At 63.2% G+C, this 21,878-nt stretch carries 18 protein-coding genes; all 18 read left to right on the forward strand.

Annotated features, from left to right (window positions below):
* Nucleotides 1–179 precede the first annotated feature (179 nt).
* The 18 genes from FS885_RS03870 to FS885_RS03955 all read left to right on the forward strand — a co-directional run bounded on the left by FS885_RS03870 (nt 180) and on the right by FS885_RS03955 (nt 21,877).
* Nucleotides 180–2,246, forward strand: a complete 2,067-nt coding sequence (locus tag FS885_RS03870; RefSeq protein ID WP_144743685.1) for an elongation factor G — start codon at nt 180–182, stop codon at nt 2,244–2,246.
* A gap of 480 nt (nt 2,247–2,726) precedes the next feature.
* Entirely contained in the window at nt 2,727–4,046 is a 1,320-nt protein-coding gene (locus FS885_RS03875; RefSeq protein ID WP_144743686.1) for a VanZ family protein, read from the forward strand.
* A 116-nt stretch (nt 4,047–4,162) separates the two neighbouring features.
* Nucleotides 4,163–5,821 (forward strand): amidophosphoribosyltransferase, encoded by a 1,659-nt coding sequence (purF, locus tag FS885_RS03880; protein ID WP_425458922.1) that lies wholly within the window; start codon nt 4,163–4,165, stop codon nt 5,819–5,821.
* Nucleotides 5,822–5,938: 117 nt separating this feature from the next.
* Entirely contained in the window at nt 5,939–6,706 is a 768-nt protein-coding gene (locus FS885_RS03885) for a GntR family transcriptional regulator (RefSeq protein ID WP_144743687.1), read from the forward strand.
* A complete protein-coding gene (locus FS885_RS03890) occupies nt 6,691–7,452 on the forward strand; it encodes a GntR family transcriptional regulator (protein ID WP_144743688.1) in 762 nt (253 codons plus the stop codon). The genes FS885_RS03885 and FS885_RS03890 overlap by 16 nt, the downstream gene beginning before the upstream one ends.
* Nucleotides 7,453–7,684: 232 nt before the next feature.
* Complete coding sequence (locus FS885_RS03895) at nt 7,685–8,746, forward strand: SIS domain-containing protein (RefSeq protein WP_144743689.1); 1,062 nt, start codon at nt 7,685–7,687, stop codon at nt 8,744–8,746.
* A 9-nt stretch (nt 8,747–8,755) separates the two neighbouring features.
* Nucleotides 8,756–9,229, forward strand: coding sequence for a PTS sugar transporter subunit IIB (locus FS885_RS03900; protein WP_144743690.1), 474 nt, complete (start codon nt 8,756–8,758; stop codon nt 9,227–9,229).
* A gap of 11 nt (nt 9,230–9,240) precedes the next feature.
* Nucleotides 9,241–10,014, forward strand: a complete 774-nt coding sequence (locus FS885_RS03905) for a PTS mannose/fructose/sorbose/N-acetylgalactosamine transporter subunit IIC (protein WP_144743691.1) — start codon at nt 9,241–9,243, stop codon at nt 10,012–10,014.
* Nucleotides 10,004–10,831: a PTS system mannose/fructose/sorbose family transporter subunit IID gene (locus FS885_RS03910; protein WP_144743692.1), complete on the forward strand. Its 828-nt coding sequence runs from the start codon at nt 10,004–10,006 to the stop codon at nt 10,829–10,831. Before FS885_RS03905 ends, FS885_RS03910 begins: the two co-directional genes overlap by 11 nt.
* A 199-nt stretch (nt 10,832–11,030) precedes the next feature.
* Complete coding sequence (locus FS885_RS03915; protein WP_222419872.1) at nt 11,031–11,891, forward strand: amidohydrolase family protein; 861 nt, start codon at nt 11,031–11,033, stop codon at nt 11,889–11,891.
* Nucleotides 11,884–12,312 (forward strand): secondary thiamine-phosphate synthase enzyme YjbQ, encoded by a 429-nt coding sequence (locus FS885_RS03920; RefSeq protein ID WP_144743693.1) that lies wholly within the window; start codon nt 11,884–11,886, stop codon nt 12,310–12,312. Before FS885_RS03915 ends, FS885_RS03920 begins: the two co-directional genes overlap by 8 nt.
* Nucleotides 12,313–12,555: 243 nt before the next feature.
* Nucleotides 12,556–13,659 carry a phosphoribosylformylglycinamidine cyclo-ligase gene (purM, locus tag FS885_RS03925; protein WP_144743694.1) on the forward strand — a complete coding sequence of 368 codons (1,104 nt, stop codon included), beginning with the start codon at nt 12,556–12,558 and terminating at the stop codon, nt 13,657–13,659.
* Nucleotides 13,649–14,470 (forward strand): phosphoribosylglycinamide formyltransferase, encoded by an 822-nt coding sequence (gene purN / locus FS885_RS03930; RefSeq protein ID WP_425458923.1) that lies wholly within the window; start codon nt 13,649–13,651, stop codon nt 14,468–14,470. The genes purM and purN overlap by 11 nt, the downstream gene beginning before the upstream one ends.
* An 836-nt stretch (nt 14,471–15,306) precedes the next feature.
* Nucleotides 15,307–16,041: a hypothetical protein gene (locus tag FS885_RS03935; protein WP_144743695.1), complete on the forward strand. Its 735-nt coding sequence runs from the start codon at nt 15,307–15,309 to the stop codon at nt 16,039–16,041.
* 141 nt (nt 16,042–16,182) lie between these two features.
* On the forward strand, nt 16,183–17,460 hold the full coding sequence (locus FS885_RS03940) for a peptidylprolyl isomerase (protein WP_144743696.1): 1,278 nt from the start codon (nt 16,183–16,185) through the stop codon (nt 17,458–17,460).
* A gap of 87 nt (nt 17,461–17,547) precedes the next feature.
* Nucleotides 17,548–17,991, forward strand: coding sequence for a GatB/YqeY domain-containing protein (locus FS885_RS03945; RefSeq protein WP_102372959.1), 444 nt, complete (start codon nt 17,548–17,550; stop codon nt 17,989–17,991).
* 194 nt (nt 17,992–18,185) lie between these two features.
* A complete protein-coding gene (locus tag FS885_RS03950; RefSeq protein ID WP_222419873.1) occupies nt 18,186–18,839 on the forward strand; it encodes a recombinase family protein in 654 nt (217 codons plus the stop codon).
* Between the two features lie 272 nt (nt 18,840–19,111).
* Nucleotides 19,112–21,877 (forward strand): right-handed parallel beta-helix repeat-containing protein, encoded by a 2,766-nt coding sequence (locus FS885_RS03955; protein ID WP_144743697.1) that lies wholly within the window; start codon nt 19,112–19,114, stop codon nt 21,875–21,877.
* The last annotated feature ends 1 nt before the right edge of the window (nt 21,878 follow it).

A 21,878-nucleotide genomic window follows, 5' to 3' on the forward strand; every position in this document is an offset into this window, starting at 1 on the left:
CCGCGCGACCGCGCGCGCTGGGCGAAATGTGCGCAAGACGCCCCCGCGCCCGGGGTAGGCTAGTCCATAACGTATGAGTTCGGTGCGCGTGTGGCGCGCCTGCCACGCGACCAGAGCGCGACCTTGCGCACCGTTTGCCCCGGCAACCGCCACGCGCCCCTTGGACGAAGGAGGCTGCCATGGGTGCGCCCAAAACCGGTGATGTGAGGAACGTGGTTCTCGTAGGCCAAGGCGGGGTGGGCAAGACCTCGCTCGCCGAGGCCATGCTCCACCTTTCCGGCAAGACCGCTCGCCTGGGCGGCCACGCGGGCACCAAGCCCACGCTCGACTACGACGCCGAAGAGGTCAAGCGCGAGTTCTCGATCTCGACCTCCGTGGCGCCGATCGACTGGAAGGGCGTCCGCATCAACGTGCTCGACGCGCCGTGCTACCCCGACTTCATCGGCGACGCCTACGCGGCCATGAGCGTCTGCGAGACGGCGCTGTTCGTGGTCGACGCCGCCGAGGGCCCGCAGCCCACGACGGTCAAGCTCTGGTACGCCGCCGAGGACCTGCGCCTGGCGCGCGCCGTCTTCATCAACCGCATCGACAAGGAGAACGCCGACTACGACACCTGCATGAAGGAGCTGCGCGAGCGCTTCGGCATGCGCCTGGGCGCCGTGACCCTGCCGTGGGGCACCGGTGACGACTTCGAGGGCGTCATCGACATCGTGCGCATGAAGGCCCGCCACTGCGAGGGCGCCACGCAGACCGAGTACGACATCCCCGAGGAGTACCGCGCCGCCGCCGATGAGGCCCGCGAGCAGCTGTGCGAGGCCGTCGCCGAGGCCGACGACGAGCTCATGATGAAGTTCCTCGATGGCGAGCCGCTCACCCAGGACGAGATCGAGAGCCTGCTCTCCGAGGCCATCGCCAAGCGCCTGTTCGTCCCCGTCTTCGTTGGTTCCTGCACCAAGGAGCTTGGCATCCATTCCGTGATGGACGACATCGCGACCTACTTCCCGAGCCCCACCGACTACGGCGAGATGCCGCTCGTCGACGGCGACGCGCTCAAGATCTCCGCTGAGGACGACCGCCCCGTCGTCTTCGTCTTCAAGACCCTGAACGACCCGCAGCAGGGCCGCATCAGCTTCCTCAAGGTGCTCACCGGCACGCTCACGCCCGGCATCGAGCTCACCAACGCCCGCACCCGCAAGGGCGAGCGCCTCGCGCACCTCTACGTGATGTGCGGCCGCGACCAGACCGAGGTCGGCAAGGCCGAGGCCGGCGACATCATCGTCACGACCAAGATCTCCGCGGACACCGGCGACACGCTTTCCGTCTCCGGCAAGATCGAGGCCGCGGCCTTCCAGTTCCCCAACAGCCAGTACCGCATCGCCATCGAGGCCGAGAACCGCTCCGACGAGGACAAGCTCTTCACCTTCATCGACCGCGCCTGCGAGGCCGACCCGACAATGAAGATCGAGCGCGACGAGGAGACCGGCCAGACCATCATCTCCGCCGTGGGCGAGGCGCAGGTCTCGGTCCTGCTCAACCGCCTTGAGGAGCGCACGAAGGTCGCCGCGCACATCGTGCCCATCCGCATCCCGTACCGCGAGACCATCCGCCGCGTGGCGAGCGCCCAGGGCCGCCACAAGAAGCAGACCGGTGGCGCCGGCCAGTTCGGCGACTGCTACCTGCGCGTCGAGCCGCTGCTCGACGGCACGGACTACGAGTTCGTGGACGAGGTCGTGGGCGGGCGCATCCCGCGCGCGCTCATCCCGGCCGTGGACAAGGGCGTGCAGGAGACCATGAAGGAAGGCGTCATCGCCGGCTATCCGCTGACGGGCATCCGCGTGGCCTGCTACGACGGCTCGTACCACCCGGTCGACTCCAACGAGATGGCGTTCCGCGCCGCCGCACGCATCGCGCTCAAGAAGGCGTGCGCCGAGGCGGACCCCGTGGTGCTCGAGCCCATGGAGAACATCACGGTCACCATTCCCGAGAGCTACGCCGGCGCCGTGATGGGCGACGTCTCCGGTTCGCGCGGCCGCGTGACCGGCATGGACACCGATGAGCGCGGCAACACCGTGGTCACCGCCACCGTGCCGTACGCCGAGCTCGTGGACTACGCCACCCGCCTGCGCTCGATCACGCGCGGCACGGGCGATTTCACCATGGAGCCCGCCGGCTACGAGCAGGTTCCCTACGACGTGCAGAAGCACCTCGTCGAGTTCTATGAGGAGTCCCGCTCGCAGGGGCGTTAGCGCCGGCTGGGCCTGCGCGGACGAGGGCACCTGCTTCGTCCAGCCCCGTGGCCCGCGCATGAGTGCGAGGACATAACGGCTCCCCAAGCGCCGCAGGCAGCGACTCGCCTGCGGCGCTTCCTCGTTTGCGTTGCTACGATGCCGCATCGATTGCGGTTTCGAGCCTCGAGATGCCCCCTCACCGCGCCTGAGAGACAGTTTTTTCGATATTGTACGATTGGGGGTTGAAACAGGCGTACGGGCGCGGCGCTCAACTGGCCTTTTATGGGTCCGTTTCGCCCGGGTGGAGCAATCGCACTGGTAAATGCCCAGATACGGTCGTGCAATATCGATAAAAGTGTCTAGATTGAGCGCCGAACGGGCCGATACGGTATGCTGGTGCGCTATGAAACGCCGTGGCACGGCGTGTTCCCGCTTTTCGAAAGGCAGAGATGCCGCTCCCGGCCATCAGGCCCGCTTGCCGTCCCTGAAAGGTGCTGCATGAGTTCCTATGTGAACAACATCCGCGTCGCGGTGTTCCTCTTCCCGTTGCTGTCCGCGCTGCTCTCGCTGCCGTATGCCATCTACCAGTACCGCAAGTACGGAAGCATCTCGCTGTGGAAGACGTTTTTGGTGTTCTCCTTCATCTTCTACCTCATGTGCGCTTACTTCATGGTGATCCTACCGCTGCCTGCCGACCGCAGCATCCTCATCCCGAGCGCGCAGCATCCGCAGCTCCACCCGCTGAGCTTCCTCGACAACTTCACGATGGCCGACCTCCGCAGCCTGTCGACGTTCAGGGGCCTCATCGCCTTCCTGCGCCGTCCCGACGTCTACACGGTCTATTTCAACGTGCTGCTCACCGTGCCGTTCGGCCTGTACCTGCGCTATCTTTTCCACCGCAGCTGGTGGCAGACGCTCATCATGGGTTCCTGCTTCTCGCTGTTCTTCGAGATCTCCCAGCTGAGCGGGCTCTTCGGCATCTACGAGCACCCGTACCGTCTGTTCGACGTCGACGACCTCATCACCAACACGACCGGCGCCATGCTCGGGTTCTGGGCGTCGATCCCGCTCTGCCACTTCCTGCCCGACCTGCGCGAGGTCGACGAGCGCTCCATCGTGCGCGGCTCCGAGCACACCTCGTTCACCCGCCGGCTCATCGCGTTCGCGATCGACATGGTCGTGACCGCGGCCGTCCTGTGGGCGTGGCGGCACTTCATCGCCGGCGGCTCGACGGGCCGCTACGACACGCTGGCCGGCCTGCTCGTCTCGACCGGCGTCGCGTTCATGCTGATCCCGTGCCTCACCCGCGGCCAGACGATCGGCCACATGGTGCTCAGGCTGCGCGTCGTCAGGCCCGACGGCGACTCCGCGACCTGCCTGTCCTACATCGCCCGCTATGGCCTGCTGTTCTGGGTGTTCCTGCTGCTTCCCGTCTGGGTGGGCGCGCTCTACCCCACGCAGGGGATCACGGTTCGCATGTGGGTCGACGAGTACGCGGTGGGCGCGGACACCGTCGAGGCGATCCTCTCGTCCGTCTACCTCACGTGGCTCGTCACCATCGTGCTGCGCGCGGTGATCTCGGCCTTCAAGCACCCGTTCGTGATGCTCAACGGCGTCATGAGCGACACGCGCGTGATGTCCGAGGCGCAGGTCGAGCGGCTGCGCGCCGCCCGGAACGCGCAGAGCCTCGAGGACGAGCTCGCCGAGAACGACCTGGGCGCCTCGAGCGTGGACGATGCGTTCGATGCGTCGTTCGACAGCGTGTACTCCGATGAGCTGGACGCCGAGATCGACGAGGCGCGTGCCGAGGACGAGTAGCTGCCTCGAGGTGCGCGGCGGCACGATATCGCGCCCGTCTGCGCCATCCCCGGCCCAATCGTGCCATAATGGCAAAATCGTGCATACGGCATCGTGAACGCGGAGAGGGGCCGGCAATGACGAGTGGTACCGACGGGTGCATGGATCGCGTCCGGGCACAGCATATCGACGCCGCCGAGGGCGACACCCTGCATGAGGAGTGCGGCGTCTTCGGCGTGTGGGCGCCGGGGCGCGACGTGGCGCGGCTCACGTACTTCGGGCTCAAGGCCTTGCAGCACCGCGGCCAGGAATCCGCCGGCATCGCGGTGGGCGACGGCGGCACCGTCATGGTCCGCAAGGACCTCGGCCTCATCGACCAGGTGTTCACCGACGCCGACCTCTCCACGCTCACCGGCCAGCTCGCCGTGGGCCACGTGCGCTACGGCACGGCGGGCGCCAAGAGCTGGGAGGCCGCACAGCCGCACCTCTCGACCATCAACGACGTCATCATCGCGCTCGCGCACAACGGCACGCTCGTGAACACCGACGAGCTGCGCCGGCAGCTCATCGAGCTGGGCGTGCCGTTTCTTTCCAACTCCGACTCCGAGGTCGCGACCAAGCTCATCGGCTACTTCACGCAGCGGACCAACCACCTGCGCGAGGGCATCCGCAAGACGATGGAGCTCATCCGCGGCGGCTATGCGATGACGCTTATCAACGAGCAGGCGCTCTACGCCTTCCGCGACCCGCACGGCATCCGCCCGCTCGTGCTGGGCAAGCTGCCCGTCGCAGAGGGGGCCGAGGGCGCAGGCGTCCCGTCGGCCGGCGGCGCCGCCTCGGCTGCCGGGGACGCCGCCGGCTGGGTCGTCGCCTCCGAGACCTGCGCTCTCGACATCGTGGGCGCCGAGTACGTGCGCGACATCCGTCCCGGCGAGATCCTGCGCATCTCCGCGGCGGGCCTCGTCTCCGAGCAGGGCGTGCCCGCGGCCGCCGAGTCCGCCGAGTGCATCTTCGAGCAGGTGTACTTCGCGCGGCCAGACTCGATCATGGGCGGCAAGTCCGTCTACGCCTGCCGCTACGACATGGGGCGCCGGCTCGCAGCCGAGGCACCCGTCGAGGCTGACATGGTCATCGGCGTGCCCGACTCGGGCCTGCCGCCCGCGGAGGGCTACGCGCGCGAGAGCGGCATCCCCTTCGGCGAGGGCCTCATCAAGAACCGCTACGTCGCCCGCACGTTCATCCAGCCCACGCAGGAGCTCCGCGCCATGGGCGTGCGCATGAAGCTGAACCCGCTGCGCGACAACATCGCCGGAAAGCGCCTTGTGGTGATCGACGACTCCATCGTGCGCGGCACCACCATGGTGCAGCTCGTGCGGATGCTCCGCCAGGCGGGCGCGGCCGAGGTGCACGTGCGCATCAACAGCCCCGAGGTGGTGTGGCCATGCTTCTACGGCATCGACACCGACGTGCAGGCGCAGCTCATCAGCGCCAACAAGTCGGTGGAGGAGATCTGTGCCTACATCGGCGCCGACTCGCTCGCGTTCCTCTCGGTCGAGGGGCTGCTCGCCTGCGTGCCCGCGATCGGCGAGGTCCAGCCCGGCGGCGGCGTGCGCGGCTACTGCACGGCGTGCTTCACGGGCGTCTACCCCGTGGCCATCCCCGACAGCTTTGGCCGCGACAAGTTCATGCCCGGCTACGACCCGCTCAACTTCACGAAGCCCGAGCCGGTGAGCGGCCATTGCGTCACCGACAAGGAGCTCGACCGCAGCTGGGAGGCCGCCCACGGCGAGGCGTAGGCGCGCTGCGGACCGCCGATCGGGGACATGAGATCATAATTGGTGCTATATTCCTGTTAGTTATCTATTGATGAGCCACGAGCTCGATGAAATAGGACGGGGAGGAGACGAATCGATATGCGTGTCGAAGCCTCGAATATTCCCCCGAAAGATCGAGCCGTCGAAGGAATTCTCTGGTACATCCAGGAACATGGCCTCAAGGGCGGCGACAGGCTCCCTCCCGAGCGAGAGCTCTGCGAGCTCATCGGCGTGTCGCGCACCGCGCTGCGCTCTGCGATCGCATTGCTGATTTCCCGCGATACCCTCGAAAGCCGCCGAGGATCCGGGACGTACGTGTGTCGGCCCAAGCCGTTGAACGTGTTCCAGGAGGTCTATAACTATTCATCTGCCGTCCGCGAGGTGGGACTCACGCCCGGCGCGCACGTTTTGGCGTCGGGCACGCTGCACGCCGACGAAACGCTGTCGCACAAGGCCAACGTTTCCATCGACACCCCAATGTTCCTGCTGAAACGCCTGCGTACCGTCAATGGAAAACCGGCGGCGATCGAGACGGCTTACGTGAACATGGAGTCCTGCACCGGTATCGAGAAGCACGATTTCGCGGTCGAGAGCCTGTACGATGTGCTGGGGGCCGAGTACGGCATCAGCGTCGAGCACGGTGTCGAGCACATCACGATCACCAAGCTCACCGCCGATGAGGCCGAGATCCTCCAGGCGCCGGAGGCATCGCCGGCCTACTACGAGGAATCGCTTGAGAAGGATCGCGACGGACGCACGGTTGAGTATGTCAAGGCGGTGATCCTCCCTCATCGGTACCGGTTCGCCAACAACGGGGAGGCTCCCGGCGTCAAGACGAAGGTCGGTGCAGCATGGCTGAAGTCGTAGAGGGTCGAACGACCCGGCCCGATGGAGGCATCCAAGAAATCGGCTCAGCTCAAGATCCGATTTACCTCGTCATCCGCCGTTGCATCTCCCAGCGCATCGAGCGAGGCGAGTATCCGTCCGGCAGCGCCTTGCCGTCTGAGCATGATCTTGCCGAGGAGTTCGGGGTCGCGCGTCTTACGATACGCAAGGCGATCGATGATCTCGTGGATCGCGGTCTTATCCGCCGCGTCCAGGGCAAGGGGGCGTTCGTGACGCTGCGCCTGCCCATGCTCGGCGAGGTTCTGAGCGGCTTCCGCGAGGTGGCGAGACGCCAAGACGCCTGCCCGTCCGTACGCGTGCTGGCTGCGACGCGGCGAGATGCCGGGCAGTACTACGCGCATCTCTTCGGCATCGACCCTGATGAGGAACTCTATGTGATCCGTCGCCTGAACAGCGTGAACGGAAGTCCGTATTCGATTGATAACACCTTCATACCGCTTCGGTTCTTCGAGGGTATCGATGAGGTGGACATCACGGTGTTCAGCCTGTTCGAGACGTATGCGTCCTATGGCCACAAGGTGGCGCTCGCGCAGGAGAAGCTCGGCATCGAGACCCTGAGCGCCCGTGACGCCGGACTGCTCCAGGTGAAGCCCGGCTCCCCGGCCCTTGTTCTCGAAAGCCTGAGCTACGACGAAAACTATCAGGTTGTCGAGTACACGCGCTCGATTAACAGCGGCGAGCAGGGTGGCTATATCTACCAGTACTAGTGCTGGCCATGCGCATGGCGGCCATTCCCGCTGCGCCTAAATACTAAACGCTTAGCACTAAACACTAAACAACTCATAAGTAATAGATACCACTTAACACGAATTATCGACCGTTCGGCGAAATCAAGCTCGATAAAGCAGATGTGGTATCAAAAAGAACTATCCTGTTCACGAATTGGTATGAAAAACCAATTTGTTGTACTAGAACTGCATTAGAGAAAGGGAGTGTGGGATGGACGTGAAGGAGAAGATCGAGCTCATGCATTTTGACGAGGACGCCTATCTGGCGAACGGCAAACGCCTCGTCGAGCTCGGAAAGCAGATGTCCGCCTTTGCAGACGACGTGGCGGAAGAGGGGTTCGACGCCGTGTTCCTCTTGGGTGTGGGAGGCACCTGGGACGAGCTCATGCAGCTCGAGTACCTGATGAAGAAGTTCGGCGATCGCGATCTGGAGGTGTACCTCATCCACGCCGCCGAATGGAACGCCGTCGGGCACAAGCGCATGACCGACCGCTCGGTGGTGCTCACCGCATCTGAATCCGGTACGACCCCCGAGGTGCTCGAGGCCGTTAAGAAGATGCGCGAGATGGGGGTGCGCGTCTATGCCATGACCAAGAAGGAAGGCCCCATCGGCCAAGTCGTCGGTGCCGACAACTGCGTCGAGATGGCGTCGGCGCATGGTGCGAGCGGATGCGAGGGCAGCTATTACCTTGCCGATTGCTTTGGCCTGCGCCTCCTGTATCACCGCGGATGCTTCCCGCGCTTCGACGATTTCATCACTCAGACCGAGGGGATCTGGTCGTCGCTCCTCGATATCCGCAAACGCTTCGAGCCCCGTGCCGAGAAGATCGCCCGCGCCTATGCGCTGGCTCCGTACACGATGTTCATCGGTAGCGGTGCCCTGTGGGGCGAGACGATCCTCTTCTCGATGTGCGTTCTCGAGGAGATGCAGTGGAAGCGCACGCGCTATGTGACCTCCGCGGACTTCTTCCACGGGACACTCGAGCTCGTGGAGCCGGGCGTGCCGGTCATCCTTTTCAAGGGCGAGGACGAGTTCCGTGCGCACGACAACCGCGTCGAGGCGTTCCTGCGCAGCGGCGTGACGGGCGATCAGGATTACGTGATCGTCGATACCGCCGAGTTCGCGACCCCTGGCCTCGATGACGAGTTCCGCGTCATCGTGAGCCCCTGGATCTTGAGCTCGATCATCACGGACCGCCTTGCCGCCTACTACGAGTTGGTGACGAAGCACAACCTCGATTACCGCCGCTACTACCACCAGTTCGACTACTAAGGAGCGGTCATGATCCTCAACACACGCGTAGACCATCGCCTCCTGCACGGGCAGGTCGCTTTCTCGTGGACGACTCAGCTCGGGGCCGACTGCATCCTCATCGCGAACGACGACGTCATGCAGAACCCCACGCGGAAAAGCGTCATCAAGCTCGCCAAGCCCGCTGGCGTGAAGCTCGTCATCAAGAGCATCGAGGGTGCCATCGAGGCCATCAACAGCGGGGTGACGGATAAGTACCGGCTGTTCGTGGTTGTCGAGTCCATCGGCGACGCCCATGCCCTGGCGACCTCATGCGACCGGATCAAGGCCATCAACCTCGGGGGGACCAAGCCCCGGGACAACACGCGCAACATCGCCAAGGCGATTTATGTGACCCCCGAGGAGGAGGACCAGCTGAGGGACCTGTTCGATCGCGGCGTCGAAGTCGAGATCCGCATGGTGCCGGTCGATCCCTCGGTCGATGCGCGAACCGTACTTCAGTAAGGAGGTAAACAATGCTGCAAGCGCTGCTGCTCGGCCTCATCGCCTTCGTCGCGAACTGCGACTACGCCCTCGGCACGAGCCTGATCAAGAACCCCATCGTCACCGGGCCCTTCGTCGGCCTCGTGCTCGGCGATGTCCAGCAGGGAATCATCATCGGCGGTGTCCTCGAGCTCGCCTTCATCGGCGCCCAGTCCGTCGGCGCGTTCGTCCCGCCCAACGTGGTGGTCGGAGGCGTGCTCGGCACGGCGTTCGCCATCGTCACCGGCAGCGGTGCCGAGGTCGCCGTCACGCTCGCCTATCCCATCGCCCTGCTCGCAAGCCTGCTCGAGAACCTGTTCATGTCGGTCATCTACCCGCTGACCGGTACCTGGGCCGATAGGTACGCCGCGGAAGGGAACTACCGCGCGGTCGAGACGATCCATATCGTCGACGGCATCGTGGGAAGCCTCGCGTTCGGCGGGCTCGTGGTCCTGGGCTACTCCCTTGGTAGCGCGCAGGTCGAGGCGCTCGTCAACTCCATCCCATCGGTGATCAACGACGGCCTCACGGTCGCCACTGGTCTTCTGCCCGCCATGGGCTTCGCCATGCTCGCGCAGATGACCGTTAACAAGAAGGTCGTCGTCTTCTTCTTCCTGGGCTTCATCCTGTCGTCCTACATGGGCGTTCCGGTGCTCGGCATCGCGATGCTCGGCGTGATCGCGGCCGTACTCAAGACCGGCCTGCTCGATGGCGCCCTGACCCAGACCGCTGTTTCCGTCGACGGAGGTGACGACGATGACTTCTAAGGCACAGACCGGCGAGCTCACCAAGAAAGACCTGCGCTCGATCTTCTGGCGCTCGCTTCCAATGGAGTTCTCTTGGCACTATGAACGCCAGATGCACATGGGCTTCGAGTTCATGATGATCCCGGTGCTCCGCAAGATCTACCGCAACGACCCTGAAAAACTCAAGAGCGCCCTCGTGCGTCATCTCGAGTTCTTCAACTGCTCCATGTACCTCATCCCGTTCATCGGCGGCATCGTCGCGGCGATGGAGGAGATGAACGCCAAGGACGACGACTTCGACGAGTCGAGCATCAGCACGATGAAGGTGGCGCTCATGGGCCCGCTCGCGGGCATCGGCGACTCGCTGTTCTTCGGGACGCTGCGCATCCTGGCGATCGGCATCGGCACGTCGTTCGCCGCGCAGGGCAGAATCCTCGGCATGCTTCTGTTCCTCGCCATCTTCAACGTCCCGCAGTACATCATCCGCTGGGTCTGCACGTTCAAGGGATACGAGCTCGGTGCGAACTACCTCGAGTCCGTCCAGGAATCCGGCCTCATGGACAAGTTTATGATGGCCGCCTCCATCGTGGGCGTCATGGTGATCGGCGGCATGACCAACGAGCTCATCTGGGTGAACTCGCCCATCTCCTTCGGCTCGGGCGACGCCGCCACCGCGCTCATCGACGTCATCAACGGCATCATGCCCGGCATGTTGAGCCTCGCCGCGCTCGGTATCTACTACTGGCTGCTCAAGAAGAAGGTCAACGTGGTCGCCCTGCTCGTGGGGACCATCATCGTCGGCATTCTGGGCGTTTGGGCCGGCGTGCTCTGCGCCTAGCCTTCAAGATGCCTAAACGGTCGGGACGGCCCGGCGCCGCTTGCGAATCCCTCTTTCCCTCCGAGGGCGAATCCGGCTCGCTTGCACCGGGGCGTCCCGTACCGAGGTCCATAGCCAATCGGCCTGCGACCTCTTTCGCTGGGCGTTTTGTCCATAACGGGAACATCGCACAATCGTTTTCAATGCAATGGAGGTTTGCATGGTCATCGACATGAACGTCCTTCCCGCGTTCATCGAGGAGCTCGGCTCCAGCGAGGAACAGCTCGAGTACTGCCGTCAGCAGACGGGGCTCTATAAGACCGGAGCGGAGTCGGTTGCGTCGCTGCGCACGCTTGCCGCTGCGTCGGGGATCGACATGCTCTGCCTTATGCCGCTCGACCTGAGCACCGTATCAGGCGGGTATCTCGGCACAAATGAGCAGGTGGCGAAACTCGTCGAGGATAATCCCGATTTCTTCATCGGGTTCGCGAGCGTCGACCCCGCGCGGGAGGATGCCCTCGATGTCGTCGAGCGTGCCTTCGACGAGCTCGATCTCGCGGGTTTGATGCTCCATCCGGCCCAGCAGCGGTTCAGCCCCGACGATGAGTCGCTCTTTCCGATCTACGAGGCCTGCGAGGCGCACGGCAAGCCCATCGTATTCCAGGCGGGCATGTCCGCCCGCCCGCGCCTGTCCAGCTCGAACAGCCATCCCATGCTGTTCGAGGACGTCGCCCTGGCGTTTCCGGGGCTGCGCATGTGCCTCCAGCATTTCGGGTGGCCGTGGACACGCGAGGTCGCGATGATCATGCTCAAGTGCAAGAACGTCTACACGGACCTCTCGTGCCTGTACTTTGACAACGCCCCCGAGTTCTACGGGCACATCTTCAGCCAGGAGCTCGGTGAGCATTGGATCGACCGCAGCCTGCGTCACCAGGTGATGTTCGCGTCCGAGGAGCCCCGTCTTGAGATGCGCCGCATGGCGGAGGCCGTCCGCGCTATGCCCTGGAGGGATTCCACGAAGGCCATGGTGATGGGCGACAACGCCCTCGAGTTCCTTAAGGGAGGTCCCCACTATGATTAAGCACGGGGAGTTTGTCGTGGAAACGGATCGCTACAACGTGCTCGTTCCGCTGGGCGATCGGGTTGAGGAGATCGTTAGGCAATGTGGGGTTCACGACGGCGTCGTCTATGTGATCAGCGGTCACACGACGTGCGGGATCACGGTCAACGAACGCCTCGAGTGCCTTGAGGATGACATCATGAAGTGCCTTGCCGAGCAGTACCCCGAGGATGGCGACTACTATCATGCGCGCTTCCTCGAGAGCTACGGCGCGATGGCGGGCAACCCCACCGGCCACCTCAAGGCGATGGTGACCGGCAACCATGCCGTGTTCACCATCGCGGAAGGCCATATGCGCAAAGGCCATGCGCAGGAGATCTATCTTGCGGAATTCGACGGTCCCCAGGAGCGGACCGTATACGTCACGGTTATCGGAGAATAACCCCTAAGCGAACCGGGTTTTGGGACGCCGGCGCGTGGCGGCCGATCAGAAGACGGTCCTCCGCGTTGGCGTCCCCTCATCTCAAGCGACCTCTTACGCTTCCTCAGGCCCGCCCGCGACAGAGGGCCGGCCCGCACCCGCCGCATCCATGAAAGCCCTATGCCCGCCTCGACAGTCGCGCTCATCCCGCTGTTTACCTGCTATGATGGCTCCATGGCACAACCACTTGCGAAAGGACCGCGCATGAGCGAGACGAAGCACGTAACCTACGAGGACGCGGGCGTTGACACCGCTGAGGGCGGTCGCGCCGTCGACGCGATCAAGCAGATGGTCGCCGCGACCAACCGTCCCGAGGTCATCGGCGGTATCGGCGGCTTCGGCGGCCTGTTCTCCGCTGCGGCGCTCAAAGACATGGAGGATCCCATCCTCATCTCGGGCACCGACGGCGTGGGCACCAAGCTCGTGCTCGCCCAGATCCTCGACCGTCACGAGACCGTGGGTCAGGACCTCGTCGCCATGTGCGTGAACGACATCCTCGCCTCGGGCGCGGAGCCGCTCTTCTTCCTCGACTACATCGCCATCGGCCACATCGAGGCCTCTCACATGGCCAAGATCGTGAAGGGCGTGGCCGACGGCTGCAAGCTCGCCGGCTGCGCGCTCGTGGGCGGCGAGATGGCCGAGCACCCCGGCGTGATGCGCCCCGACGACTACGACCTCGCGGGCTTCACCGTGGGTGTGGTCGACCGGCCCAAGATGCTCGACCCGGCGAACGTCCGCCCCGGCGACGTGATCATCGGCCTGCCCTCGACCGGCGTGCACTCCAACGGCTACTCGCTCGTGCGCAAGGTCATCGGCGTCGACGGCATGGTCCCCGGCACGCCCGAGGCCGTGGCGAAGCGCGCCGAGCTCGAGCGTCCGCTCGAGGAGCTCGGCGGCGTCTCGCTCGCCGACGCCCTGCTCGAGCCCACGCGCATCTACGTGAAGCCCGTGCTCGAGCTTCTGCGCGGCGGCGCGAAGGTCCACGCGATCGCGCACATCACGGGCGGCGGCATCACCGAGAACCTCAACCGCGCGCTCGCGTCGGACGTCGACGCCGTGGTCACGCGCGACGGCACCGCGATGGGCTGGGACGTCCCGCCCGTCATCACCTACATTTCCGAGCAGGCCGGCCTCACGCCCGCCGAGGCGTGCAAGACCTTCAACATGGGCGTGGGCCTCATGATCATCTGCGCGCCCGAGGAGGAGGCGGCCGTCACCTCGGCCCTCGAGGCGCTCGGCGAGCACCCCTTCCGCGTCGGTGCGTGCGTGCCCGGCTCCGGCGAGGTGAGGTATTTCGATGAGCAGTAGCGAGGAGTACCGCAAGCTGGTCGAGGAGGCGGGGCTCCCGCCGGAGGCCCTCCCGAGCGACTTCTTCTTCTCGAGTGACGTGGACGGCGAGCTCGCCCGCGCCCTGGCCGATGCGCAGGGCAAGGCCGCGCGGTCCCCGCTCGCCCCGGGCAACAACGACATCCAGGCGGCCCGCGCCGCCGCCCGCGAGGCCGGTGAGCTCACGCCGCTCAAGATCGGCGTGCTCATCTCCGGTTCGGGCACCAACCTCCAGGCCCTCATCGACCGCATCGCGGACGGCTCGCTCAACGCCGAGATCGTGCTCGTGGTATCGAGCAGGCCGAGCGCGGCCGGTCTCAAGCGCGCCGCCGATGCCGGCATCCAGACGCTCGCGCTCTCGAAGGACATCTACGCCGACCCGTGGGACGCCGACGAGGTCATCGCCACGGAGCTCAAGCGCGCCGGCGCCGAGTACATCGTCATGGCCGGCTACATGCGCAAGGTGCACGAGCCGCTGCTCGCGCTCTGGCCGGATTGCGTGGTGAACCTCCATCCCGCGCTGCTGCCGAGCTTCCAGGGCGCCCATGGCATCCAGGACGCGTACGAGCGCGGCGTGAAGGTGACCGGCGTGACCGTGCACTTCGCCAACGCCGTGTACGACCAGGGCCCCATCATCGCCCAGGAGCCGGTGCGCGTGGAGGAGGGCTGGTCGGTCGACGAGCTGGAGACCGCGATCCACGCCGTCGAGCACCGGCTGTACCCGCAGGTGGTCCAGCTACTCGCCGAGGGCCGCGTCCACGTGAACGACGACCGCACGGTCTCGATCGCGTAGGCGGGCAGCGGGCTATTTTGGGCCCCCGCGTTCATACACGCCCTTAACGGGTTGGTAAGCCGGAAATGCCCATCGGTTGGGTCGGGGACGTCCATCTTTATGTACTTCGATGAAAATAATCGAAGTACGACGTATCGTGATACACGGATATGGACGGAATTCGCTTCTGAGAACGAAAATCCGTCCATATCTATGTATCTCGATTTTTGCTAACTGACTGAGGTCCATGGATATGGACATTCGGACCATATAGGATTGTCGCCCTGCGGTCGCACAGCGTTTCCAATACGGAGCGCGCGGATATGGCTACCCTCCCATCGAAGAATGCCGGCCTTCGAGGCACACGACTCGTAAGGTGGTTTTCAACAGAATCCACTGTTTGAAGGCGACGGAGATTTCGACGACCGTTTGTGGCCCGTTTCCTGCCGTCTGCCGAGTGCGTTTTCCACACGACAGTCGTGTCGGAACCTTGACCTGCGCGGTAAGGTCTCGGGTGGAGCACGGAAAGATGTTGATAACAAAATCGCAGCTATAATGCCATATCCATTTCCCATCCAACACAATTGGAGGTGTGGCAGATGCCGGGGGCGGCGGAATCAAGACTCGCTGGCATGTTCGACCGGGCGGAGCGCTCCTCACGCTGTCTGGTGCTGAAGTCGCAGGCGGACGAGCGGGCCGCTCGGAGAAGGAGCGACAGAATCATCTTCCTCGCGCATCGGATATGCGTGCGCGCTGCGTATTGGAGCCATCTGGGGCCGAAGGAGCGTCTTGTCCATCTGGCAAGGTCGCTTCCTGAGGTTCATCCGAAGTGGGTATTCGCGTATACGACCGCTGCTGTGCTCCACGGACTCTATGTCTCATTTGCCGACATCCAGCAGGATGGGTCTCCAGTGCTCTACGTGCGGGGGAAGACGAGGGAGATCGAGTACACGGGTTTTACGGTGAGGTTCAGGCCGTTCGCGCCGAATCCTGGAAGCCTCACGCGCGTCCTCGGCGTGCCGGTAATCGACCTGTTCACAACAGCGCTCGAATGCGCGTGCATGCTGCCGTTTCCGCGGGCGCTCGCCGTTGCGGACTCGACGATGCGCTTCTATGGCCTCGATCGCAACGACATGCTCGGGTTCGCCGACTCCCATCCCAGGGGCATCTGCGGTATCAAGACGGCGCGCCGGGCGTTCGCGCACGCCAACGGGCTGAGCGAGAACGGGGGAGAGTCCATCGCGCGCGGCGTGATGATCGAGGAGGGGTTCCTGGAACCGCTGCTCCAGGTCGCGGAGGTGGATCCCGTCGACGGCGAGGAGTACCGCCCCGACTACACGTGGACGGACGGCGTCCGCACGATCGCCTACGGCGAGCACGATGGCGAGGAGAAGCTGCGGGACGAGGACATGCGGGGCGGCAGGAGCGTCGCCCATGCGGCGCGGGCCGAGCGTCTGCGCGAGTCGCGCCTCACCGTGGGCGGGGTGAAGGTCGTCCGGTTCACCCCGGAGCTGGTCGAGGACCGGCAGACCTTCGCCCGCCTGCTCGACGCGTACGGCATCCCGCGCGTGGATGGTGGGGACGGCCGCTGATGGCCGCATGCGCAAGGCCGTCGTGCACGTGGAGGGATGAGGGGGTTGCATATGCGCCGCAGGCGCAGGGCCGTCGCGAGATGCGGCGTAGTATCATATCGCCTAGTCATGATCTGAGCTTGAACCATGGGAGGTAGACCTATGGCATTCGATAACAAGGCGGGCAAGGGGGCCCCGGCGGCCAAGCACGGCGCGCGCAACGCGCACGGCAACGCCTCGGCGCACCTCACGAAGGCCGACTTCAAGCGCGAGCAAAAGCGCAAGATGGGAACGGGCGTCAAGTACGTGCTCGTCGTCATCGGCGTGCTCGCCATGCTGCTCTCGGTCACCGGCGTGGCATGCTCCGGCATCCTGAACCAGGTGCAGTCCGGCGAGTCCTACCACCTTACGGGCGGCGTGGCGGCGACCGTCAACGGCGTGAACATCACGGAGGACACGGTCACGAACCAGATCATGAGCACGCGCTCCTCGCTCGGCTGCGACGCGGACGAGGACTGGGCGGCCTACCTCGCCTCCAACGACCAGACGCCCGAGAGCTACCGCGAGAGCGTCATCCGCAGCATTGCCGAGGACTACCTGGCAACCGCTGCGGTGCGCGACAACGACATCACGGTGAGCGATGACGAGATCGAGGCCGCGTGGCAGGAGGCCGTCGCCGGCTACGAGTCTGAGGACGCCTTCGTCTCCATGCTCGCGCAGATCGGCTATACCGAGGACTCCTACAAGCAGATGATCGCGAGCCAGCTCGAGCAGCAGGCACTCCGCGACAAGGTCGCCCCGGTCGAGGAGCCCACCGACGACGAGGTCATCGCCTACGCGAACGAGAACCTGGGCACCTACAACGACGCCCGTCGCTCGTCGCATATCCTCATCAAGGTTTCCGAGGACGCCGATGACGCCACGCGCGAGGAGGCCCGTCAGAAGGCGCAGGATATCCTGGACCAGATCAACGCCGGCGAGATCTCGTTCGCGGATGCCGCCAAGGAGTACTCCGAGGACACCTCGGCCGAGAACGGCGGCGACGTGGGCTGGGATAAGGAGACCACCTTCGTCGATGCCTACCAGGAGGCGCTCTCCGCGCTCGATACCGGCCAGGTGAGCGGCGTGGTGGAGACCGAGTACGGCTTCCACATCATCACGTGTACGGATCACTTCTACGTGGACGGCGAGGTGACCTCGATCGATCAGATTCCAGAGGACCTGCGCACCACGTTCAGCGATGCCATCAAGTCCGAGAAGCAGGGCACCGCTTATACCGAGTGGCTCCAGAACTACGTCGACTCCGCAGATCTGCAGATCAACGAGATGCCTGCCGACGTGCCGTACAACGTGGACATGAGCCTTGCAACGAGCGCCTCGACCGACGAGGGCGATGCAAGCGGAGACGCCTCATCTACCGGGGATGCCGCCGCGGAGTAACTGCCGGAACGAATTGCACCACAAGGTTGTGAGCCGGCGGGTGAATGTCGCCGCTGGCAGCGCGCCAGCTTTAGGAGGAGAACGCGTATGACAAACGAAGAGCTGCACAACGAAATGGTTGCCGCCATGAAAGCGAAGGACAAGGTCCGCCTTTCCATCGTCCGCCAGGTTATGGGCGAGGTGAAGAACATCGAGGTCAACGAGCGCCGTGATGCCACCGAGGAAGACGTCAACAACATGATCAAGCGCCTCATCAAGCAGACGAACGAGACGCTTGAGATGTCCCGTAAGGCTGCGAACGATCAGGAGCGCACCGACACGCTCGCGCAGCAGGTCGAGATTCTGGAGAGCCTGCTGCCCGCGCAGCTCTCCGGCGACGCCTTGGTGGAGCTCATCGAAAAGACCATAGCCGAGGTGGGCGCCACCACGCGCAAGGATATGGGTCGTGTGATGGGAGCGCTCAACAAGGCCACCGGCGGCAACTTCGATAAGGCTGCCGCAGCCAAGGAGGTCGGCGCGCGCTTGGCGTAGAGATTCGCGCTTTGAATGCGTTTATAGGGCGTTCCTCTTGTTCGCGAGGGACGCCCTATTTGTGTCTCAGACGGCAGTTTCTATTTCTGAATCGATAAGCTACGCCACATTCCCTGCAGTGCTGCCCGCAAACCCTCCTACAACCCGCACGCTACGCTGTGCCTCATCTAGTCGGCCCGATGAAAAGAGGCAGTATGCAGCGGAATAAGCCAAATGCGAAGAAGATGGGTCAGGAGGCGTGCGAGCGGGCGATCTATGGGTATGCGCGCGTTTCATCTCGAGATCAAAACCTCGCTCGTCAGCTTGACGCGCTGAGCGAGTATTGCGTAGATGAGCGGCGCATCTATGCCGACCAGGCGAGCGGAAAGAACTTTCAGCGCCCAGCATATCGCAGGCTCATGCGTCAGCTCCGCCCAGGCGATACGCTCGTAATCAAGAGCATCGATAGACTGGGCCGCAACTATAACGAAATTCTGGAGGAGTGGCGGCGCATCTCAAAGGAGCGCCAGGTGGGAATCGTGGTGCTCGACATGCCGTTGTTGGACACCACGCGCGAGCTCGACGGTATCACAGGTGCGTTCATCGCCGACATGATGCTGCAACTACTGTCGTATGTAGCGCAGATAGAGCGTGAAAACATTCGGCAACGACAGGCGGAGGGGATCGCCGCCGCGCGAGCTCGCGGCGTGCGCTTTGGAAGGCCGCGCCGTGAGCGTCCTGCGGCTTTCGAGGAGATGCGTCAGGCGTATCTTTCCGGCCGCGTCGCAGGTGCGAGGGCCGCAGAGCTCTGCGGCATACCCCGATCTACATTTTTTCGATGGGTCCGCGAGGATGCGCCCAAGGAATGAGATGCGAGCACAGAACGTTCAGCGATGTCATGGCACCATCTGCGGCCAAAATGTAGACGTTTTGGACAGGATGCAGCGCGATTCTGCCCGCAGCAACGCTCCTGCTCAGCATGCCGACATGCATATATTGTGAATTAAAGCACCCCTCTCTAAAAATGTCTGCTTTTTGAACAGCGCGCCGCATGCATCCGCCGTCTTCGCCGGCGCTCAATGCAATCGAAGGCGGTTCTTGCGCGGAGGGAAACGAGAAAGAAATGAAGGGGTGACCTGCGTTGAGAAGAAAAGGCCTGGGGGTGCTCGCGGCGTTCGGCATGCTGTTCGCGCTGCTCCTCACATGGACAACACCGGCGTATGCTGTAGATTACGCTGCTCGTATTGGCGACACGTCTTATGAGACGCTTGGGGCGGCGGTAGACGAGGCGAACAAGGACACTTCGGGCGAGCCTGTTACCATCGAGCTCCTGAAAAGCGTCAATCTGGATAAACGCATCGCGATTTCCGCAAATGTAAATGTAGAAATCATTGCGGCGGAGGGCGCGGGCGATATCAGCGTGACCGACACATCACGGTATGGCATTACGCCGTCAACAAGTTCTCAGCTGAGGGTTGAGGGTATCACGTTCATAACGAACGGACAGATGTATCTCAACGGTCTCCACGGCTACCTTGAGTTTAAGGACTGCTCAGTAGCGATGGACGGGGAGAACTATCAGTTTAATGGAGACGGGTATTATTGCAGCGCTATTGCAGCCGAGCAGCCCTCGACGTTTGTGATCGACGGAACGACGCTGACGGTGATGAATTATCCATCTACGGGCAGCGCGATTCGCTGGAATGGTACGACGGGCGACACCGGTTACGGCATCGACATCGTAAACGAATCGATAGTTGAGCTGAGCGCGTGCTACTCGGGTTTCACTGGAACGAATGACATTGCGATTGATAACAGCACCGTAAAAGTGTTCAACAATCGCGGTAACGGTTCTAACGGATCGAATTTCGACATCACTTCTGGATCGACCGTGGAGTTTTACGGGAACGGCTCGCATGGCCTGTCCGCGGGATACCTAAACGTCGATGCTTCGAACGTCTCTTCTCACGATAACGGCTATATTGGCATTGCAGTCATAAGCGACATGACAATCACCAATCGATCGGTTGTTACGGTTGCCGGCAATTGTAAGGATAGTTTGGGCTATGCAGCCGTTCGTCTCTACGAAGAGGGCGAGCGCACGATTGACGGTACGAGTGAGCTTACGATCAAGGACAATTTCAATACCGGTTTGTATATTAGGAAAGGAAGCCTCAACGTTAGCGATGGGGCGACTTTTGTCATTACGGGCAATACCGTAACTAATGACCTGCTGGATGGTTATGGTGGCGGACTGTATATCGGATATGGAGAGAACTACAATCCGACTGTGTCGCTTCCCGATGATGCGGTCATATGCAACAATCATGCGACCGTGGCGGGCGACGATATCTATATTTCCAAAGGGATCGATGCGGGCCCGGCGTTAACGTTCTTCCCCGTCGGCTCCGGTTGGGTGCTTGATGGCACCCCCGACTGCACCGATCCCATCACGGGTTGGTATGACGACAGCGAGGGAGCCCGCTGGGCTGCCCATAGCGCTGACTACTCCGGTATCCATGTCGTGGAGCAGGAAGTCAACGGAACGGTCACGCTCAACGGCCTCCACGCCCTCAAGGCCGCCCATGGCCTTGGCTCCGTGGCGGTCGACCCTGCCGACATCACCGTCTACATGGGTGGTGACCAGGGCTACGAGGGCGTCATCACCGATGAGGACGATGGCAGATACGACGCGAGCAACTCGCTCCCTGAGCCGGGCTTCTACTTCGTCCTTCCCGATGAGATCAACCAGGCATTTGACGACGCCGGCATCGCCGAGGTGGGCGAAGCTGCCGACCTTTCGAACTACATGACCATCTACACCCATGGTTACAACGGCGCGACCGGCGAGCTCCATTGGAAGCTTGTGAAGTACGGCGCAACCAATTCCAGCGCGTACGGTCAGTTCATCTACCGCATCGTGCCCAATCCTACCCCGGGTCAGGAACCCGTGCCCGTGCGTCTGCAGTTCACATCCGAGGACGGCAGCACGACCTTCACCAACGACACCTTCGATCCCGCCCAGGCAGGCGCTCTGCATCAGCAGTACACGATGAGGCTCTACACCGAGCTCGTCGATGCGAACCAGGTCGTCTTCGAGGTGAATATCAACGGCACGAAGTACTACAACACGATGGAGCTCCAGGAGGGCGTACTCGACGTCCGCTATGTCACGGGCGACCAGGACGACGTGGTGACCGATGTGGTCAACTCCGAGGAAGAGCTCGCTGCGGCCCGCGTCGATAACCCCGACAAGGCATATGCGGTCATGCCGGATGGTACGACCTACTACATCAACGAGAGCCAGGTTGACGTGACCGACTCCGCCGCACCGTCGCTTCTGTTCGACGACCTTGCGGACAGCGATGACACCGGTGTTGCGGTCGATCATCCTCAGCAGCTCGCCAACCGCGCGCTCGACGTGATCACCGAGACAGGCGCCAGCTTCGAGCATCCGTGGTACCAGGCCAAGTATCTCGATTTGGTGGACGCCAACAACGGTAACGTGTACCTCACGGCTAACCATCCCGTGACCGTGTATTGGCCGTACCCCGCGGGCACCGACCAGAACACCGAGTTCCATCTGGTGCATTTCGCCGACCTCGACCGCGACATGAACAACGGCGAGCTTTCCGGCCAGATCGAGAGCTCGTCCGCTGCATACGTCGAGGTAGAGAATACCGAGCATGGTATCCGCTTCACTACCGACGGCTTCTCGCCGTTCGTGCTCATGTGGGAAGGCGAGGGCGATGGCCCGGCTGAGCCTCCGGTGAATGCGGAGCCCCCGGCGTCCGGCACACTGACTGCGACGGGAGATAACTCGCGCATCGTCATGGCAGCGCTTGCCGCTGCTGGCGGTAGCTGCATCGCGGCTGCCTACGTGCTGCGCAAGAGGAAGGCCCAGTAGC

It is taken from the genome of Enorma burkinafasonensis, assembly GCF_902150035.1.
In the GTDB taxonomy this organism is placed as follows: Bacteria; Actinomycetota; Coriobacteriia; order Coriobacteriales; family Coriobacteriaceae; genus Enorma; species Enorma burkinafasonensis.

Excerpts from the sequence above, each read along its gene's own strand:
- FS885_RS03870 (WP_144743685.1), top strand. The coding sequence starts at position 180 with ATGGGTGCGCCCAAAACCGGTGATGTGAGGAACGTGGTTCTCGTAGGC.
- FS885_RS03875 (WP_144743686.1), top strand. The coding sequence starts at position 2,727 with ATGAGTTCCTATGTGAACAACATCCGCGTCGCGGTGTTCCTCTTCCCG.
- purF (WP_425458922.1), top strand. The coding sequence starts at position 4,163 with ATGACGAGTGGTACCGACGGGTGCATGGATCGCGTCCGGGCACAGCAT.
- FS885_RS03885 (WP_144743687.1), top strand. The coding sequence starts at position 5,939 with ATGCGTGTCGAAGCCTCGAATATTCCCCCGAAAGATCGAGCCGTCGAA.
- FS885_RS03890 (WP_144743688.1), top strand. The coding sequence starts at position 6,691 with ATGGCTGAAGTCGTAGAGGGTCGAACGACCCGGCCCGATGGAGGCATC.
- FS885_RS03895 (WP_144743689.1), top strand. The coding sequence starts at position 7,685 with ATGGACGTGAAGGAGAAGATCGAGCTCATGCATTTTGACGAGGACGCC.
- FS885_RS03900 (WP_144743690.1), top strand. The coding sequence starts at position 8,756 with ATGATCCTCAACACACGCGTAGACCATCGCCTCCTGCACGGGCAGGTC.
- FS885_RS03905 (WP_144743691.1), top strand. The coding sequence starts at position 9,241 with ATGCTGCAAGCGCTGCTGCTCGGCCTCATCGCCTTCGTCGCGAACTGC.
- FS885_RS03910 (WP_144743692.1), top strand. The coding sequence starts at position 10,004 with ATGACTTCTAAGGCACAGACCGGCGAGCTCACCAAGAAAGACCTGCGC.
- FS885_RS03915 (WP_222419872.1), top strand. The coding sequence starts at position 11,031 with ATGGTCATCGACATGAACGTCCTTCCCGCGTTCATCGAGGAGCTCGGC.
- FS885_RS03920 (WP_144743693.1), top strand. The coding sequence starts at position 11,884 with ATGATTAAGCACGGGGAGTTTGTCGTGGAAACGGATCGCTACAACGTG.
- purM (WP_144743694.1), top strand. The coding sequence starts at position 12,556 with ATGAGCGAGACGAAGCACGTAACCTACGAGGACGCGGGCGTTGACACC.
- purN (WP_425458923.1), top strand. The coding sequence starts at position 13,649 with ATGAGCAGTAGCGAGGAGTACCGCAAGCTGGTCGAGGAGGCGGGGCTC.
- FS885_RS03940 (WP_144743696.1), top strand. The coding sequence starts at position 16,183 with ATGGCATTCGATAACAAGGCGGGCAAGGGGGCCCCGGCGGCCAAGCAC.
- FS885_RS03945 (WP_102372959.1), top strand. The coding sequence starts at position 17,548 with ATGACAAACGAAGAGCTGCACAACGAAATGGTTGCCGCCATGAAAGCG.
- FS885_RS03950 (WP_222419873.1), top strand. The coding sequence starts at position 18,186 with ATGCAGCGGAATAAGCCAAATGCGAAGAAGATGGGTCAGGAGGCGTGC.